Origin of the sequence: Desulfuromonas sp. TF (assembly GCF_000472285.1) — a bacterium.
Taxonomy (GTDB): domain Bacteria; phylum Desulfobacterota; class Desulfuromonadia; order Desulfuromonadales; family ATBO01; genus ATBO01.
Genome location: NZ_KI421421.1, coordinates 673,158 through 688,616, shown reverse-complemented (window position 1 = coordinate 688,616; position 15,459 = coordinate 673,158). Strand labels below are relative to the sequence as shown.

Sequence of the window (15,459 nt, the reverse complement as noted above, 5' to 3'; positions counted from 1 at the left end):
CTCAATCCTCGTCTTTCGTCGCCACCCAGATTCGATAGACTTCATCTCTCGGCAGGCCGAACTCCTTCGCCATCTGTTTGACGGCCTGCCTCGGCGGCATTCCCTCGGCGGACAGCTTCCGCAGCGCCTCCTCCAGGGAGCCGGCATCCGCCTTCTCACCTCCAAACTCCGCGTCTACCGCCGGAGCCACCATCAGGACGATTTCCCCCCTCACCCTGCCGGAACCGAAATGATCGAGTGCGCCGGAGGCAGTTCCGCGATAAAGCTCCTCGTGAATCTTGGTCAGCTCCCTGGCGACCGCCACCTCTCGATCCTCGCCCAGTTCCTCCGCCAGATCCCTGAGGGCCGCCGGCAGCCGGTGAGGCGCCTCATAGAAGACCGTGGTCCGGTCTTCCTGGCGCAGGCGGCGCAGCGCTGCGCGCCTCCCTTTGGTTTTGGCGGGGAGAAACCCCTCGAAAGCAAAGCGGTCGGTGGGCAGGCCGGCAATAGAGAGAGCCGTCACCACGGCGGAGGGGCCGGGAACCGCGATCACCGGAATTCCTTCTTCACGGCAGCGGCGCACCAGCAGAAAACCGGGATCGGCGATGGCCGGGGTGCCGGCATCGGAGATCAGCGCCACCGACTTGCCCTGGCGCAGATCCTCAAGGAGCCGCTCTCCCTTGACCGCCTCGTTGTGCTGAAAGAAGGAGGTCAGGGGGGTGCCGATGCCGTAATGGCTGAACAGCTTGCGGCTGTGCCGGGTATCCTCGGCCGCCACCAGGTCCACCTCCCTGAGAATGCGCAGGGCACGGAAGGTCAGATCCTCGAGGTTGCCGATGGGGGTCGCTACGATGTAAAGAGTGCCGCTGGGCATCGGTTCAGGGTCCAGGGATAAAGGGTCTAACCTTCTTTCCCTTCAAGCTTATCGAGTTCCGCCAGCCACAATGCGACACTGGCATCACTGGGCATTCGCCAGTCTCCGCGAGGCGACAGGGCGACGCTCCCTATTTTCGGCCCGTCGGGAAGGCAGGAGCGCTTGAACTGCTGACTGAAAAACCGGCAGCAGAAGATCCGCAGCCATTTCAGGATTTCATCGGCGGCGTACTGGCCGGCGAAGGCGTGCCGGGCCAGGCAATAAATCTTGGCAGGGGCATACTGGAGGCGAACCATGTTGTAGAGAAAAAAATCGTGCAGCAGATAGGGCCCGATCTGGTCTTCGGTGATCTGGCCTATTTCACCGCCTGCCCCCGGAGGAAGCAGTTCGGGGGAAACGGGCGTTTTACAGATGTCCAGGAGAGTGGCCGCAGCCTCTCCCGTGAACTCGGCTTCGGCGCACCAGGCCACCAGGTATCGCACCAGGGTCTTGGGAACGCCTGCGTTGACTGCGTACATGGACATGTGGTCGCCATTATAGGTGCACCAGCCGAGAGCTAGTTCAGAGAGGTCGCCGGTGCCGATCACCAGCCCATGGACCTGGTTGGCCGCATCCATCAGGATCTGGGTCCGCTCCCGGGCTTGGGCGTTTTCGAAGACGATGTCATGCACCTCCTCGCTGTGACCGATGTCCTTGAAATGCTGCCGGACCGCCTTGTCGATCGATACCTCCTTGAAGGTCACCCCCAGCTGCCGGATCAGCGCTTCGGCGTTGGTCCGGGTTCGGCTGGTGGTCCCGAAACCGGGCATGGTGATCGCAATGATTCCCTTTCTGTCCAGCCCCAGCTTGTCGAATGCCTTTGCGGCCACCAGGAGAGCCAGGGTTGAATCGAGGCCGCCGGAGACCCCGATAGCTGCATTTTTTACCCCGGTGTGGCGAAGCCGCTTGGCGAGGCCGGTGGTCTGAAGGGAGAAAATTTCGTGGCAGCGATACGTCTGTTCATCCTCCTCGGAGGGAACAAAGGGGGTCGCGGGAATGACCCTGCACAGCTTGCCGTCACTCACATCTGGAAGGGCAAAAGGGATGATGCGGAAGGAGGTCTTCTGAACCGAGGCGGCAAAGGTGCTGTTCTTGCGCCGTTCGTTGCCCAGATGCTCGATATCGACATCGGCCAGGGCCATCTGCGTGGCAAAGAGGAAGCGATCTGTCTCGGCCAGCACCACCCCGTTTTCGGCAATCAGGGAGTGACCGGAATAGACCAGATCGGTACTCGATTCGCCAGGCCCGGCGGAAGCGTAAGCATAGACGGCCAGACAGCGGGCCGATTGGGACTGGACCAGGGCGCGGCGGTATTCCATCTTCCCCAGCAGCTCCGGACTGGCCGAGAGGTTCAGCAGCACTGTGGCGCCGGCCGTCGCCATCCCGCCGCTCGGCGGATTGACCGACCATACGTCCTCGCAGATTTCGATGCCGATCAGACAATCGGGCATGTCGTCGGCCCGGAACAGCAGGTCCGTTCCGAAGGGAATTCTCTCTCCCCGCCATTCCAGATCCTGCTCCGTAAGGTCTCGGGCCGAGGAGAACCACCGCTCCTCATAAAATTCCTGGGTATTGGGCAGATAGGTTTTCGGGACGACGCCGAGTATCCTGCCGCCGGAGATGAAGACCGCGCAGTTGAACAGGCGCCCCCCCTGAGCGATCGGAGCTCCGACGACAAGAGTCGCTTCCTTTTCGGCAGTCAGGTCGGCAAGCTGCCAGAGTGCTTCTCGCGTCCGTTCAATCAGAAGGGATTGGAAAAAAAGATCGCCGCAGCTGTAGGAGGTGAGACATAGTTCGGGAAAGACGAGGAAGCGGCAATTGCGGCTAAGACCCTCGTCAACGGCCAGCCAGATACGCTCCAGATTGTAGTCGATGTCGGCCACGCGCAGATCGGGGGAAACGACCCCGATCCTCACCAGCCCCAGAGCGGAAAGTGCGGTTTCCATGGCAACCTTCTCCCGAGAAATTCAGTACGTCAATTTCGGCTCATTGTAGAGACGATGGACCAAAAAGGCAAATCGTCATTAGTCCATGGTCATTGGTCATTTGTATCGGATGAATAGCCTTTCTCACAGATGACAAAGGACAAATGACAAAAGACGGTTTTTCACAGCCCGAAAGCATTGGGAATGTGCTCCACAACGGCTCCCGCGGGTCCGGGGCTCACGGCGACAACGTCGAAACGGGGCTGGAGCCCCTTTCCCTTGCCATTGCCGAGATACCACTGGGCGGTGCGGATTATCTGACGCTGCTTGGCGGCGCCGACCGCTTCCTGCGGCGTTCCGAAAGCGTTGCTGCGACGGGTCTTGACCTCGGCAAAAACCAGAGTCTTCCCATGACGGGCGATGAGGTCGATTTCACCCACTGGAGTGCGGAAATTGCGTTCAAGGATTTTCATCCCAAGGCGAATCAGATGCCGGGCGGCTTCCTCCTCTCCCCACCGGCCAAGAGCCAGTCGCTCCTCGGTCATAACCCACCCTCGTTTTTCACCACATGCTCACGGACTCCTCTGAAAGTGAGCCGGTGGAGGGGCGACGGGCCGAGCCGGGCGATGGCCGCCAGGTGTCCGGCGCTGGCATATCCCTTGTTCCGGGCTAAATCGTACCCGGGATAGATCTGGTCGTAACCGGTCATGAGCCGGTCGCGCACCACCTTGGCCAGCACCGAGGCGGCCGCCACCGACAGAGAACGGGAATCCCCCTGCTTGATGGTCTTCTGCTGAAGGGGAAGAGGAACCGGTGTGATGCCGTCGACGAGGAGATAATCGGGGGCGGTCCGCAGGCGCCGCACCGCCAGGGCCATTCCCTTGAGGGTCGCCTGAAGAATGTTCATCCGGTCGATTTCGCCGGCGGACACGATCCCCACTCCGAAGGCCAGCGCCTTCGAACGAATCAGGGGGAGAAGGCGCTCGCGCTGATCGACGGAGAGTTTTTTCGAATCGTCCAGTCCCGGCAGCTCGAAGCCCTCAGGCAGGACGACCGCCGCTGCGACTACCGGCCCGGCCAGAGGGCCCCGACCGGCTTCGTCCACTCCCGCCACCGTCCGGAAGCCCCTGGAAAGGGCCCATTCTTCAAAATGGAGAGGGGACAACGGAAGGGCGGGAAAAAGCTCCAGGGTCATGGGACATCTCCCGAGTCGAATTTACGGCTGGATTTCACCCCGCGCTTCGTATACAATAATTGCTGATTTCCAATGTTCTCGAAAGGAGGAGAAAATTCCATGGTCGTCGTCTTTTTCGTTTTGGCTCTGGCAGGCTATCTCGGTTTCCTGGTCGACTGGAGAGAGTTGAAAGATGTCCTGAGCCAGGGAGGATGGGCCGCTCTGGTCCTGTACGGCATCATCACCGTCCTGATCTATGCCGTCCTGGTTTCCCCTGCCGCAGTAGCCGTCTCAACGCATCACTGATTTTCCCCTCATACCGTCTGACCCGAATAGCCCCGCGGGAATCGGCGCGTTCAAACAGAAAAAGCCCCGGCAGACACCGGGGCTTTTTCTGTTTCGAACATCAGGCCAGACGCTTTTCCCTGATTCGGGCGGCCTTGCCGTAAAGATTGCGCAGGTAGTAAAGCTTGGCGCGGCGCACCTGCCCGACCATCACCACCTCGATCTTCTCAACGGCGGGAGAATGCAGGGAGAAGATCCGCTCCACACCGAAACTGTTGGAAATCTTGCGGACGGTGAAGGTGGATCCGACGCCCCGGTTCACCCTCTTGATGCAGACACCCTGATAGACCTGGATCCGTTGTTTGTCGCCTTCGACGATCTTCACGTGCACCCGCAGGGTATCGCCCGCCTTGAAGGGTGGGATATCTTTCCTGATGTGTTCCATTGCCAGATGGTCAATGATGTTCATGACTTCCTCCTCTATGCTGATCCTTTTCAGATCATCGGCTTTGTTATTTATTGATATGCAAGCCTTGATTCCACAAGCGGCTTCCGACAGATATCCTAAATTCGCTATCCGCCCGTTTTCATCTCTGTTCGCCGGCAAACAGGCGATCCAGGATAATGGCGGCTGCCGCACGGACCGGCAGGTGGTTGTAATCACCGGCTCCCGACACCGGCTCAAGAACAGTCCAGCCACGCTCGAAAACTTCGTCGGCCAGCCCCCACCCGGTCCCGAAGACAAGAAGGAGCGGGTGCTGCTGCACCAGCGCCCGGCAGCGGGCGAATGTGATGCCGTCGGTCCGGGCGGCGCCGGTCAGGACCGGCAGCGGATCATCGCCGGTACGCTGTTGCCATCGGGCAAGAGCCTCGTCGAGGGTCGAAACCGGCTCCACGAGATCAAGGGCCTCACCCCGGTGCGGATTGTAGGAGGCTCCGTGGCCGGTATGCCAGTGCTCCAGAATCCGCTCCACCAGGACCCGCTGTTCGGCAACGGGAGTGACCAGATAGAAACGATCGACACCATAAGTCCGGGCGGTCCGGGCGATATCGTGCAGATCCAGGTTGGTCACGGACGCGGTCACCGTATCGCCCCGGCGGTCACGTATCGGGTGGTGGACCAGAGCTACCGCCATCGGACGCCTGATCATGCTTCCTCGTCCGCCGCATCCTGCTTCAGTTCGGCAAGAAACCGGCGGTCCTCTTCAGAAAGCCGGGCTCCGGGCAGCAGATCCGGCCGCCGCCGCAGCGTGCGCTTCAACTGCTGCCGACGACGCCAGCGCGCGATCTCGGCATGATTGCCTGAGAGAAGAACCTCCGGCACCCGCCGTCCCTCGAACTCGACGGGACGAGTGTAGTGCGGATATTCGAGAAGCCCGTCGGCGAACGAATCGCCCAGGGCGCTTCCGCTGCTCCCCAGCACTCCCGGGATCAGCCGGGCGACGGCGTCAATCATGACCATCGCGGCCAGTTCGCCCCCCGTGAGAACGAAGTCCCCCAGGGAGTACTCGGCGTCCACCATGGACCGGATACGCTCGTCAAATCCCTCATACCGGCCGCACACGAAAATAAGCCCTTCCTCCCGGGAGAGGGCCTGCGCATCGGACTGACGAAAGGGAACGCCCTGGGGAGTCATGAGCAGGACCCTGGCTCCGGGGGAATCCACCTTCAGCTGCGACAAGGCCCGGGCCACCGGCTCCGGCTTCATCACCATTCCGTCTCCGCCGCCGTAAGGGGCGTCATCGGTAACCTTGTGCCGTCCCTCCGCCCAATCCCGAAGGTTGTGGGCGGCAATACGAATCAATCCTTTTTCCACCGCCTTCCCGAGAATGCTCCCGGCAAAGGGGGAGTCGATCATGGCGGGAAAAAGGGTAAGTACATCAAACTTCATCGGGTTCCCGGACCAGTCCTTCGGGAAGATCGACCGACATCCGACGGCCAGGCAGATCGATCTCCACAATGAACTCGCCGACCGCAGGAATCAGGACTTCGCCGAAACGGCCATTGACGACATAGACATCATGGGCCGCCGTCGTAAACAGATCGTCCAGGGTTCCCAGTTCACCGAAGAGCCGGTCGACGACCGTCATTCCCTGCAGGTCCATCCAGTAAACGTCATCTCCCTCGGGCTCCGGCAGGTCGTCACGCCGGATCAGCACTTCGCACCCCACCAGGGATTCAACGTCATTGATGTGGTCCAGCCCCTCAAGGCGAAGCAGATATACCGCCTTGTGGACAGTGGTCCGCACCGGGCTGTACGCGACGGCCGGCTCTCCCGCCCTGCGCAGAAAGATCTGCCGGGCATCGAGAAGGGCCTGGGCATCGGGTGACTGCGGCATAATCTTGAGGTCTCCCCGCAGCCCGTGGGTACCCATCACCATCCCGAGACGAACGAGTTCACCTTCTTCGACGCCCATCACTCCATGATCTGCAGGGTAGCCCGCTTGTTTTCCCTGGTGGCCTTGGCATTGAGCAGGGTGCGCATGGCCTTGGCTGTGCGTCCCTGCTTGCCGATGATCCGCCCCATATCCTCCTGGGCGGCGGCCAGCTTCACGAGGATGCTTCCGTCCTCGCCCTCCTCTTCGGAGATGGTGACCGCCTCGGGATTTTCAACCAGCGACTTGGCGATGAATTCGATGAGTTCTTTCATGGGGTCCGTCCTTCGGTGACAGGGGTGCCAGTTGTCACACTACCGAAGAGCGCTTATACCCCTGCCGGCTGTTTGAACTTGGCCCAGATTCCCTGTTTGCGCAGCAGTTGCCGCACGGTATCGGTGGGTTGGGCTCCCTTGCGCAGCCATTCGAGGGTCCGCTCTTCCTGCAATGCAACCATGGGAGGATCCTGCTTGGGGTCGTACTGTCCCAGATTTTCGATGAAGCGGCCATCACGGGGATAACGCTCGTCGGCAACCACGACCTGATAGAAAGGTTTCTTCTTGGCGCCGCCGCGGGCCAGCCTGATTTTAACGGACATGCTCTGTTCCTCCTGAATATTTTCGGTAGATAGTGGTTTTGAAAGTTCGAACTGGTTTCAAAACGGCAGCCCCCCGCCGCGCCCCATCAATCCTTTGAGGCCTTTGGGGCCGAGTTGCTGCATTTTCTTCATCATTTTCTGCGCCTCAGTGAAGCGCTTGACCAACTGATTCACATCCTGCACCGTCGTCCCGCTTCCCCGGGCGATTCGCAACCGGCGGGAGCCGTTGAGGATACGATGATTTTGCCTTTCGCCAGGAGTCATGGAATTGATGATCGCCTCGATCTTTTTCAATTCCTTATCCGGAAGCTGCATTCCCTTGGCCTCTTTAAGCGCCTTGCCGGCCCCGGGAATCATTTTGAGCAAGGACTCCATGGACCCCATCTTCTTAATGGACTGCAACTGGTCCCGGAAGGTCTCCAGGGTAAAGCCCTCCTTGCGCAGCCTCTGCTCAAGGGCCGCAGCCTGGTCCCGATCGATGACCGCTTCGGCCTTCTCGATCAGGGAGAGGACATCACCCATACCGAGAATGCGCTGCGCCATCCGGTCGGGATGGAAGGTCTCCAGGGCATCCATCTTCTCGCCCATGCCCACCAGCTTAATCGGCTTTCCGGTCACTGCACGAATGGAAAGAGCCGCTCCGCCGCGGGCATCTCCGTCGAGTTTAGTGAGGATGACGCCGCTGATATCGAGCTTCTCGTCAAAGCTCTGGGCCACATTCACCGCATCCTGGCCGGTCATGGCATCGGCGACGAACAGCACCTCGCGAGGGGCGAGGGAAGCCTTGATCCGGACCAGCTCCTGCATCAGCTCTTCATCGACGTGCAGACGCCCCGCCGTATCCAGGATCAGGGTGTCGTAACCGTTCAACTCGGCGAAGCGTCGGGCTTCCTCGCAGATCCTCACCGGATCCTGTCCGGGCAAGGAGTCGAACACCGCGATGCCGAGCTGACGTCCAACCGTCTTGAGCTGCTCGATGGCCGCCGGCCTGTAGATGTCGGCAGGAACCAGCAGGGGGTTCCGTTTCTCCTTGCGAAGCTTCAGCGCCAGTTTGCCGCAGGTGGTGGTCTTTCCCGCCCCCTGCAGACCGCACAGCATGATCGGCACAGGGGGACGCGACGCAAGATCGAGGCGGTTTTCGTTATCCTCCCCCATCAGGCGACCAAGCTCGTCACGGACGATCTTGATGACCTGCTGGGCCGGAGTGAGGCTTTTCAGGACATCCTGCCCCACCGCCCGCTCGCGGACGGAGGAGACGAAATCCTTCACCACCCGGAAATTGACGTCTGCCTCCAGAAGGACCAGACGGACTTCCCGCAGGGCCTCCTGTATATTCTCTTCGTTCAGCCGTCCATGGCCGCGAAGCTTCTTGAATACCGAATCAAATTTTTCGGTCAGATTGTCAAACATTGCTTACCTTGCACACCATTCTTGGAGTGTAGCAAAACATGGACTATAGTGAAGCGGATTTTCTTTGTCAAGGGAAAAACCGGCGGGAATGCCGTACTTACGGCTCCAGCCGGATATATCCTTTTCCTTCCCGCCTGTAAAGCTCCGCCGGCTGAAGCCCCTCCGAATCCAGAACAGCCTCAACCTTGTTCTGCTCCTGTTTCGTATAGCGGATGGCCAGGCCGCAGTCGGAGGCGAGCTGCCTGGGGACGGGGATAAGAAGAAAATCGGCGCCGGCCAGTTTGAGCACCTTCTCGGCCTTCATCACCCGGTGGATGGAGTGAAAAATAGCCACAATATCCTTGTCCCGAACCATGCTTCACCTTTTCCGCAGATTTCGTTTCATGATGCCACTTTTATCCTTACCGTGCAAGGTCGTCGTGCAAAGCCTCTTTCAATTGACATTTCAACCGATTCCCGGATAGACTATGGCGATTATCCGTCAATCCCCACTACCATCCCGATCCGGTCCGGTCATCACGCCGGGTATCCGACCGATGATATCCGAGGTAAATATTGACTCTCCCTCAGGCGCTGAATCTCGCCAATCTTCTTTTCTTTGCCTTCATCGCGAACCTTCCCCTGGGATTCCTCAGAGAACCCTCACGTAAATACTCCCTGCGATGGTTCATCTATATTCACCTGTCCATCCCCTTCATCATCTTCATCCGCCTGGCTTATGGCTTCGGATGGGACATTATTCCCTACTCCGTACTCTGTGCCGTGGCAGGGCAAATCGTGGGGGGGAGCATTTACCGGCGGAGTCGGAAATGAAGGACAAGCGACGCCCCCCCATGAAAAACGCCGCGTCAGTCGGAAACCTGATTCAAAGCGTTCTGCGTCAGCACGGACTGGACGGGAAACTGCGGGAATATCGTGCCTGGCAGGTATGGGACGCGGTGGTGGGTCCACAGATTGCCGCAAAGGCCCGCCCGATAAGAATCCGGGAAGGGATACTGGAGGTGCGTGTCGAGCAGCCGGCATGGATGCAGCAGTTGCAGCTGCTGAAGCCGAAAATCCTCGCACGGCTTAACGAACGGCTTGAGGGAGCAGCCATCAAGGATCTTTATTTGCGGCGAGGCAAAATAGAAAGGGAGTCGACCGAAGCAGAAACGCCACCGCCTCCCTCCTGGCAGTCCGCTTGCCTCACGAAAGAGGAAGAGTCCCACATCGAAGCGGCCCTGGCCCCTCTTGCGGACCAGGAGTTGCGGCAGAGTTTGAGAGCCATCCTCGTCCGCCAGGCGAAGGTGGAGAAAAACAGGACCGAGGCCGAGTAATTCCCAGGTCCCCAGTCCTCAGTCCCGCGACTCCGCATAGATGGCCAGCACCTCTTCCGTATACTTTTCACCGTCATAGATGAAGAGAGGGGGCTCTATCGAAAGCCCTTCCCCACCGCCCTTGCGGGCCTCGACAAGCACCATGCGTCCCCGCTCCCCCACCCGTGAATGCACGCAGCGCAGCCGCTTCGGTTCAAGCCGCTCCCTACGCATCTTATCCAGCAGTTCCGCCAGGCGCTCCGCCAGATAGACGATATAAAACCTTCCGCCGTGCCTCAGCATGAAGACCGCCGCCCTGAGAAAATCCTCAAGCCCTCCGGCCAGTTCGTGGCGCGCTGCCGCCCGCTCGGCCGCGGGCGCCTTGCGGCCTGTCCCGGTCCGGCGGTAGGGAGGGTTGGAAAGGACCACATCAAAAGAGTGAGGGGCAAAGCTTTTCGGCAGAACACGCAGGTCGCCCTCCAGTATCTCCACCTTCTCCTCAAGCCTGTTAAGGAGCACGCTGCGTCGTGCGCGGTCCGCCAGTTCCGGCTGAAGTTCCAACCCGACAATTCTCTTTGGTTCAGTCTTGACGGCCAGAAGAAGAGGGATCACCCCGGACCCGGTGCCCAGATCCGCAACCGTATCACCCTCTTCAATCCAGGCAAAGGCACATAGCAGGATCGGGTCAAGAGAGAAACGATAACCGCCGGATTTCTGGATGATTTTCAGCCCTCCCGGACGGAGATCATCCAGAGTTTCGTCGGCGTATACAAGAGAGTCTGCTTCCAAGCGATTCCTGCTGTTCAAGGAGTTTTTCAGAAAGGTTCAGCTGAAGGAGGCTGCCTGAAAGGGCATCGAAGGGTCTCGCGCACCGCCCGGGGAATTGGTCTCGGGACAGGAGGCTGACACAGCCATCTGCAAAAACAGAGCGAGGCCCTGCCAATGCAGGGCCTCGTTGGCAAAGACGGTATCGAGGAGAATCAATAATTTACGACAGGTAATTAAATGCGCCTCCGACTGAAGAATCTCAGCGCCTTTTATCCCCCATAGGAATGCAGCCCGGAGAGGACCAGATTCACTCCCAGATAACAGAAAATGGTAGCGGCAAAGCCGACGATGGACAGCCATGCGGCCCTTCTTCCCACCCATCCTCGCGTGAAGCGGGCATGAAGAAAAGCTGCGTAAATGAACCACACGATAAGGCTCCAGGTTTCCTTGGGATCCCAACTCCAGTAGGTTCCCCAGGCATAATTGGCCCAGGCTGCTCCGGTGATGATCCCGAGAGTAAGCAGGGGGAAGCCGATCATGATGGATTTATAATTGATATCATCGAGTATTTTGGCGCTGGGGAATACCGCCAGAATACCTCCGGCGGGAGAATTTCCGGAACCCTTATCCTCCTTGCCCACCTTGATGAGGTACATGATGGAAACCCCGCAGGCGACGGCGAAGGCGGCATAGCCAAGAAAACAAGTGATGACGTGGTAAGTGAGCCAGTTGCTCTGAAGGGCCGGTACCAGGGGCTCGATAGCATCGTCGAGGCTGAGCTGGGCCCAGGTCATCGAGAGAAAGGCGAAGGGGAGAACGAAAGCCCCCACTGCTGGCTGACGGTACTTCAGATCAATGATCATGTAGATGAGAACGATGGTCCAGGCGAAGAAAACCACCGACTCATAGAGATTGGACAGGGGAGCATGGCCGACACCGCCGGGGATCTGGTAGGATTCGTACCAGCGCAGACCGATGGCGGCGGTATGAGCCAGCAACCCGCCGTAGGCCGCGATGCTGGCGATCAGGGAAACCCCTTTGCTGCGGGTCGCCAGATAGATGATGAACAGAACCATGGAGGAGAAATAGGCGATGGTAACGATATTGAAAAGTTGCGTACTGGACATGTTTTTTGAGCCTCCGTACAGAGAGAGGGTTCGATTCTAATCGAGCGAAGAACTATTCCGAGATTTAGATCTTCCGTCTTCTCCGCCCTAGTCCCTGGCTACAAGTTCTGCCTTGAGGTTCTTCTTGAAATCGTCGAAAAACAATTCAAAGGCCGGTTGGTTGCGGTGGGCGCTTCCACCGAGCTTGATGCCGGTTTTGCCGCCGACCGGCATGATGGTGATCCAGATGCGCCTGTGCGACAGGAAAAAGGCGATCATGGAGCCGAGCACCATCAGTGTGCATCCCAGCCAGACGACCCAGACTCCGGGGTCCTTGGCCACCTGTAGACCGGTATAAAAACGCTGCTTGAAATCAACCAGAGTGAAGCTGTAGACGCCGCCCCGCTGTGCGTCGAAGTCAGGGAAAGCCTGCAGGACGATGAAGGAGTTTCGCTTGCCGCTTTCGGTGAAGACCTCCAGCCGGGCTCCGGGGCCGAAATTCTGGTACGATGGGGTGAAGTCGACAACCCGGAAGGCGCCGCCCCCTGGCAGCTGAACCCTCTGGCCCTGCCGCGCCGTAATGTTCGCCACCTCACCAGTTTCCTTGACCCGGACCTTGAAGTTGAAGACCGGTTCGCCGGCGGGTCCGTAGCTCGACTGGTAAAAAGTAATTCCCTCGTAGGTGAGGGGATCGTTGACCACAACCGGTCTCTTCTCGGTAATGGTCCGCCCTTCGTCGATGACGGTGAGAAGGCTCTTGAACTCCCTGGGGCGGCTCGATCCCTCGTAATAGGAGACCGAAAACTCGTCGCAGCGAACTGAAAAACCGAGGTCGATGGGTTCGTTGGAACCTCGCGGCCAGACCTTGTCGGTAGCGGTCCCCTCGACGATATTGACAAAGGCCTTGTATCCCCAGAGGGTTCCGATGATGGCGCCGATGAAGATGATCAGGATGGAGATATGAGTGACGTAGACGCCGAAGCGGGCGTAGGCCGCCTTCTGCGCGAAAAGGTGCACCTTGCCGCTTTCTTCGGTCACCACGGGTGTGGAGAAATGGGAGCTTGTGAAATCGGCGACCTTCTTCCTGACCTCGTCGACGGAAGCCGGGATGACTATCTCCTCCATGTTTGAGAAGGTGCGATAGAGCGTCTCATCCGGCACCAGCACCGGTTCTTTGACCGTCTTCCATACCCGGGGGAAGCGCTTGATGGAACAGGAGATGAGGTTTATGGAAAAAATACCGAGGAGTGCCAGAAACCACCAGGAGTGATACATGTCGAAAAACTTCAGGGTATTAAGGATCCTGTAGGTGGTCTCGCTGTAGACTTGGAGGTATTCTTCAGGGGTGCGGTTCTGCTGAATGACAGTCCCGATAATCGAAGTAGCGGCCAGTAGAATCAGAGTGACGATGGTCAGCTTCAAGGAACAGAAAAAATCCCAGAGAGCCGTGGCAGGATTACGGTCTTTTGCGTTCAAATCAGATCTCCCGGAGTGGCGACAACCACTTCTCTATTAAATGGACGCTGCTGAACGACCGCAAAAGTCGGGTGATGTCAGCAGATCCCTGAACATGAGAAAAAAATACGATAGGCGGGATTACAGAAAAATAAATCAATCGAAACCAACCCTGTTCGGCCTCAAATCGAAATGGATGAACCCAGACGAAGTTAATATAGGGCAACTTTACCTGTCAAGAAAAATCGCCCCCGATCCCACTCGCTCCTGTCCTGGCGCTATCCTTCAACTCCTTGTAAATATTAAAATTTCTCTTTAGACAAACGCTCTTGGAGGGCCTCGGCTCTGACTGCCACTCCCGCCGCCAGCTCTTCCTTGTATGCGGAAAGTTTTTCGGAAAGAACGGAGTCACCAAGGGCGAGAAGCTGGACGGCGAAAATCCCCGCGTTTCTGGCTCCGGCCTTGCCGATCGCCATGGTGGCCACCGGAATGCCTGCGGGCATCTGCACCGTCGCCAGAAGGGAATCCAGACCCTTGAGGGACGAGGAATCGATGGGAACACCGATGACCGGCAGGGTCGTCTCGGCGGCCACCACGCCGGCCAGGTGAGCGGCGGCTCCGGCGCCGGCGATCAGCACCTTGATACCTCTGCCGCGCGCTTCGCGGACATATCCGGCGGTACGCTTGGGAGTACGGTGGGCGCTGGAGACGTTCATCTCGAAGGGGACTCCGAAGCTCTTCAGAGCACGCCCTGCCTCAATCATCACCTCGTAATCGTTATCGCTTCCCATGAGTATTCCAACCAGGGGCTTTTGTTCGCTCATTTGATGCCTCCAATTTTTTTAAATAGGTCCTATAGGACATAGAGGACCTATAAGACTCAGACTTAACTTTATCGGCCCAGCGCCTTCTTGCCGATGTCCGTCCGGTAGTGAGCCCCTTCCCAGGAGATCACCTTCACTCCGCGGTAGGCCTTGTCGATGGCGGCGGCTACGGTTTCGCCCAGCCCCGTGACGCCCAGAACCCGACCGCCGGAGTTGACGATCCGTCCGTCATTGAGGGCGGTTCCGGCATGGAAGACCATCAGGTCGTCGATAGTGGACGCTTCCTCGAGTCCGCGGATCTCATATCCCTTCTCGAACGAGCCTGGATAGCCGCCGGAGGCTATGACGACGCAGACGGCCGCCTTGTCGTGCCAGTCGAGGGAAACCCCTTCCAGGCTTCCCCGGGCGCAGGCCAGAAGGACGGGCACGAGGTCCGACTTGAGGCGCGCCAGCAGCGGCTGGGCCTCGGGATCGCCGAAGCGTGCATTGAATTCGAGAACCTGGATATCGCCGTTCTTGATCATCAGACCGGCATAGAGAATGCCGCTGTAGGGACATCCTTCGCTGGCCATTCCGTCGATTATCGGCCGAAGCACGGTCTCGATGATCCGTTCATGCAGCTCCGCCGTCACCACGGGAGCGGGCGAGTAGGCCCCCATGCCGCCAGTGTTCGGCCCCTGGTCGCCGTCAAAAACGGGCTTATGGTCCTGCGCCGAGGCCAGAGGCAGAATCGTCTTGCCGTCGGTGAAGGCGAGAAAGGAAGCCTCCTCCCCTTCCAGGAACTCCTCGATGACCACCTGGCTGCCGGCTTCACCGAAAGCGCCTTCCAGCAGAATCGAATCGACGGCCGAGATCGCTTCCTCTTCGGTGCGGGCGACGATCACCCCTTTCCCCGCCGCCAGACCGTCGGCCTTGACCACGATCGGAGCACCGTGGCTCATGATGAAGTCGACCGCCTGCCGATGGTCGGTGAAGGTGCCGTAAGCCGCGGTGGGAACGCCGTGCCTGGCCATCAGGTCCTTGGCAAACGCTTTGCTCCCTTCGATCTGCGCCGCCTTGCGGTCAGCGCCGAAGATGGTGAGCCCTGCGTCCCGGAACCGGTCAACGATACCGAGGGTGAGCGGAAGCTCGGGGCCGACCACGGTCAGGCCGATCTCCCTCTCCCGTGCAAAGGCCAGAAGTCTTTCGACATCATCCACCGCCAGCGGAACGCACTCGGCCTGCCTGGCAATGCCGGGGTTTCCGGGAGCGCAGTAGATCCGCTCCACCAGCGGAGACTGGGCTATTTTCCAAACCAGGGCGTGCTCGCGGCCGCCCCCGCCGATCACCAGAACCTTCATGATAAAACCTTC

Annotated in this window: 20 protein-coding genes; 3 read left to right on the top strand and 17 right to left on the bottom strand. The window is 59.1% G+C overall.

The annotated features are described in order from the left end of the window. Nucleotide 1: 1 nt before the first annotated feature. The 4 genes from rsmI to DTF_RS0114625 all read right to left on the bottom strand — a co-directional run bounded on the left by rsmI (nucleotide 2) and on the right by DTF_RS0114625 (nucleotide 4,012). On the bottom strand, nucleotides 2-853 hold the full coding sequence (gene rsmI / locus DTF_RS0114640; RefSeq protein WP_027715918.1) for a 16S rRNA (cytidine(1402)-2'-O)-methyltransferase: 852 nt from the start codon (nucleotides 851-853) through the stop codon (nucleotides 2-4). A 26-nt stretch (nucleotides 854-879) separates the two neighbouring features. Beyond that, a complete protein-coding gene (locus DTF_RS0114635; protein WP_027715917.1) occupies nucleotides 880-2,838 on the bottom strand; it encodes an NAD(+) synthase in 1,959 nt (652 codons plus the stop codon). Nucleotides 2,839-2,999: 161 nt separating this feature from the next. Next, nucleotides 3,000-3,362, bottom strand: a complete 363-nt coding sequence (locus DTF_RS0114630; protein ID WP_027715916.1) for a YraN family protein — start codon at nucleotides 3,360-3,362, stop codon at nucleotides 3,000-3,002. Beyond that, nucleotides 3,359-4,012 (bottom strand): ribonuclease HII, encoded by a 654-nt coding sequence (locus tag DTF_RS0114625; protein WP_027715915.1) that lies wholly within the window; start codon nucleotides 4,010-4,012, stop codon nucleotides 3,359-3,361. The genes DTF_RS0114630 and DTF_RS0114625 overlap by 4 nt, the downstream gene beginning before the upstream one ends. A 99-nt stretch (nucleotides 4,013-4,111) precedes the next feature. Between DTF_RS0114625 and DTF_RS0114620 the strand changes: the two genes are divergently transcribed. Further along, nucleotides 4,112-4,297: a hypothetical protein gene (locus DTF_RS0114620; RefSeq protein WP_027715914.1), complete on the top strand. Its 186-nt coding sequence runs from the start codon at nucleotides 4,112-4,114 to the stop codon at nucleotides 4,295-4,297. 100 nt (nucleotides 4,298-4,397) lie between these two features. On the opposite strand, the gene rplS is transcribed toward DTF_RS0114620, so the two are convergent. From rplS to DTF_RS0114580, 8 genes are all read right to left on the bottom strand, one after another. Then, nucleotides 4,398-4,745: a 50S ribosomal protein L19 gene (rplS, locus tag DTF_RS0114615; RefSeq protein ID WP_027715913.1), complete on the bottom strand. Its 348-nt coding sequence runs from the start codon at nucleotides 4,743-4,745 to the stop codon at nucleotides 4,398-4,400. A gap of 118 nt (nucleotides 4,746-4,863) precedes the next feature. After that, entirely contained in the window at nucleotides 4,864-5,427 is a 564-nt protein-coding gene (locus tag DTF_RS0114610) for an RNA methyltransferase (RefSeq protein WP_035057131.1), read from the bottom strand. After that, nucleotides 5,424-6,167 carry a tRNA (guanosine(37)-N1)-methyltransferase TrmD gene (gene trmD, locus DTF_RS0114605; RefSeq protein WP_027715911.1) on the bottom strand — a complete coding sequence of 248 codons (744 nt, stop codon included), beginning with the start codon at nucleotides 6,165-6,167 and terminating at the stop codon, nucleotides 5,424-5,426. Before trmD ends, DTF_RS0114610 begins: the two co-directional genes overlap by 4 nt. After that, nucleotides 6,157-6,693: a ribosome maturation factor RimM gene (rimM, locus tag DTF_RS25645; protein WP_051361328.1), complete on the bottom strand. Its 537-nt coding sequence runs from the start codon at nucleotides 6,691-6,693 to the stop codon at nucleotides 6,157-6,159. Before rimM ends, trmD begins: the two co-directional genes overlap by 11 nt. Continuing rightward, on the bottom strand, nucleotides 6,693-6,926 hold the full coding sequence (locus tag DTF_RS0114595) for a KH domain-containing protein (RefSeq protein WP_027715910.1): 234 nt from the start codon (nucleotides 6,924-6,926) through the stop codon (nucleotides 6,693-6,695). Before DTF_RS0114595 ends, rimM begins: the two co-directional genes overlap by 1 nt. A gap of 53 nt (nucleotides 6,927-6,979) precedes the next feature. After that, nucleotides 6,980-7,249 (bottom strand): 30S ribosomal protein S16, encoded by a 270-nt coding sequence (gene rpsP / locus DTF_RS0114590; protein ID WP_027715909.1) that lies wholly within the window; start codon nucleotides 7,247-7,249, stop codon nucleotides 6,980-6,982. 57 nt (nucleotides 7,250-7,306) lie between these two features. Continuing rightward, complete coding sequence (gene ffh / locus DTF_RS0114585; protein WP_027715908.1) at nucleotides 7,307-8,659, bottom strand: signal recognition particle protein; 1,353 nt, start codon at nucleotides 8,657-8,659, stop codon at nucleotides 7,307-7,309. Between the two features lie 97 nt (nucleotides 8,660-8,756). After that, nucleotides 8,757-9,014 (bottom strand): DUF3343 domain-containing protein, encoded by a 258-nt coding sequence (locus DTF_RS0114580; RefSeq protein ID WP_027715907.1) that lies wholly within the window; start codon nucleotides 9,012-9,014, stop codon nucleotides 8,757-8,759. 200 nt (nucleotides 9,015-9,214) lie between these two features. Between DTF_RS0114580 and DTF_RS0114575 the strand changes: the two genes are divergently transcribed. Further along, nucleotides 9,215-9,472, top strand: a complete 258-nt coding sequence (locus tag DTF_RS0114575) for a hypothetical protein (RefSeq protein WP_027715906.1) — start codon at nucleotides 9,215-9,217, stop codon at nucleotides 9,470-9,472. Further along, nucleotides 9,469-9,975 carry a DciA family protein gene (locus DTF_RS25640; protein WP_051361327.1) on the top strand — a complete coding sequence of 169 codons (507 nt, stop codon included), beginning with the start codon at nucleotides 9,469-9,471 and terminating at the stop codon, nucleotides 9,973-9,975. The genes DTF_RS0114575 and DTF_RS25640 overlap by 4 nt, the downstream gene beginning before the upstream one ends. Before the next feature lie 18 nt (nucleotides 9,976-9,993). Here DTF_RS25640 and DTF_RS0114565 read toward each other — a convergent pair whose 3' ends face one another. From DTF_RS0114565 to purD, 5 genes are all read right to left on the bottom strand, one after another. Next, nucleotides 9,994-10,743, bottom strand: a complete 750-nt coding sequence (locus tag DTF_RS0114565; protein WP_035057126.1) for a tRNA1(Val) (adenine(37)-N6)-methyltransferase — start codon at nucleotides 10,741-10,743, stop codon at nucleotides 9,994-9,996. 248 nt (nucleotides 10,744-10,991) lie between these two features. Beyond that, nucleotides 10,992-11,849, bottom strand: a complete 858-nt coding sequence (ccsB, locus tag DTF_RS0114555; protein WP_027715904.1) for a c-type cytochrome biogenesis protein CcsB — start codon at nucleotides 11,847-11,849, stop codon at nucleotides 10,992-10,994. Nucleotides 11,850-11,936: 87 nt separating this feature from the next. Next, the gene (locus DTF_RS0114550; protein WP_027715903.1) at nucleotides 11,937-13,304 is read right to left on the bottom strand and encodes a cytochrome c biogenesis protein ResB; all 1,368 of its coding nucleotides are present in this window, start codon (nucleotides 13,302-13,304) and stop codon (nucleotides 11,937-11,939) included. Nucleotides 13,305-13,585: 281 nt separating this feature from the next. After that, complete coding sequence (gene purE / locus DTF_RS0114545) at nucleotides 13,586-14,107, bottom strand: 5-(carboxyamino)imidazole ribonucleotide mutase (RefSeq protein WP_027715902.1); 522 nt, start codon at nucleotides 14,105-14,107, stop codon at nucleotides 13,586-13,588. Between the two features lie 68 nt (nucleotides 14,108-14,175). Then, nucleotides 14,176-15,447, bottom strand: coding sequence for a phosphoribosylamine--glycine ligase (purD, locus tag DTF_RS0114540; protein WP_027715901.1), 1,272 nt, complete (start codon nucleotides 15,445-15,447; stop codon nucleotides 14,176-14,178). Nucleotides 15,448-15,459 lie beyond the last annotated feature (12 nt).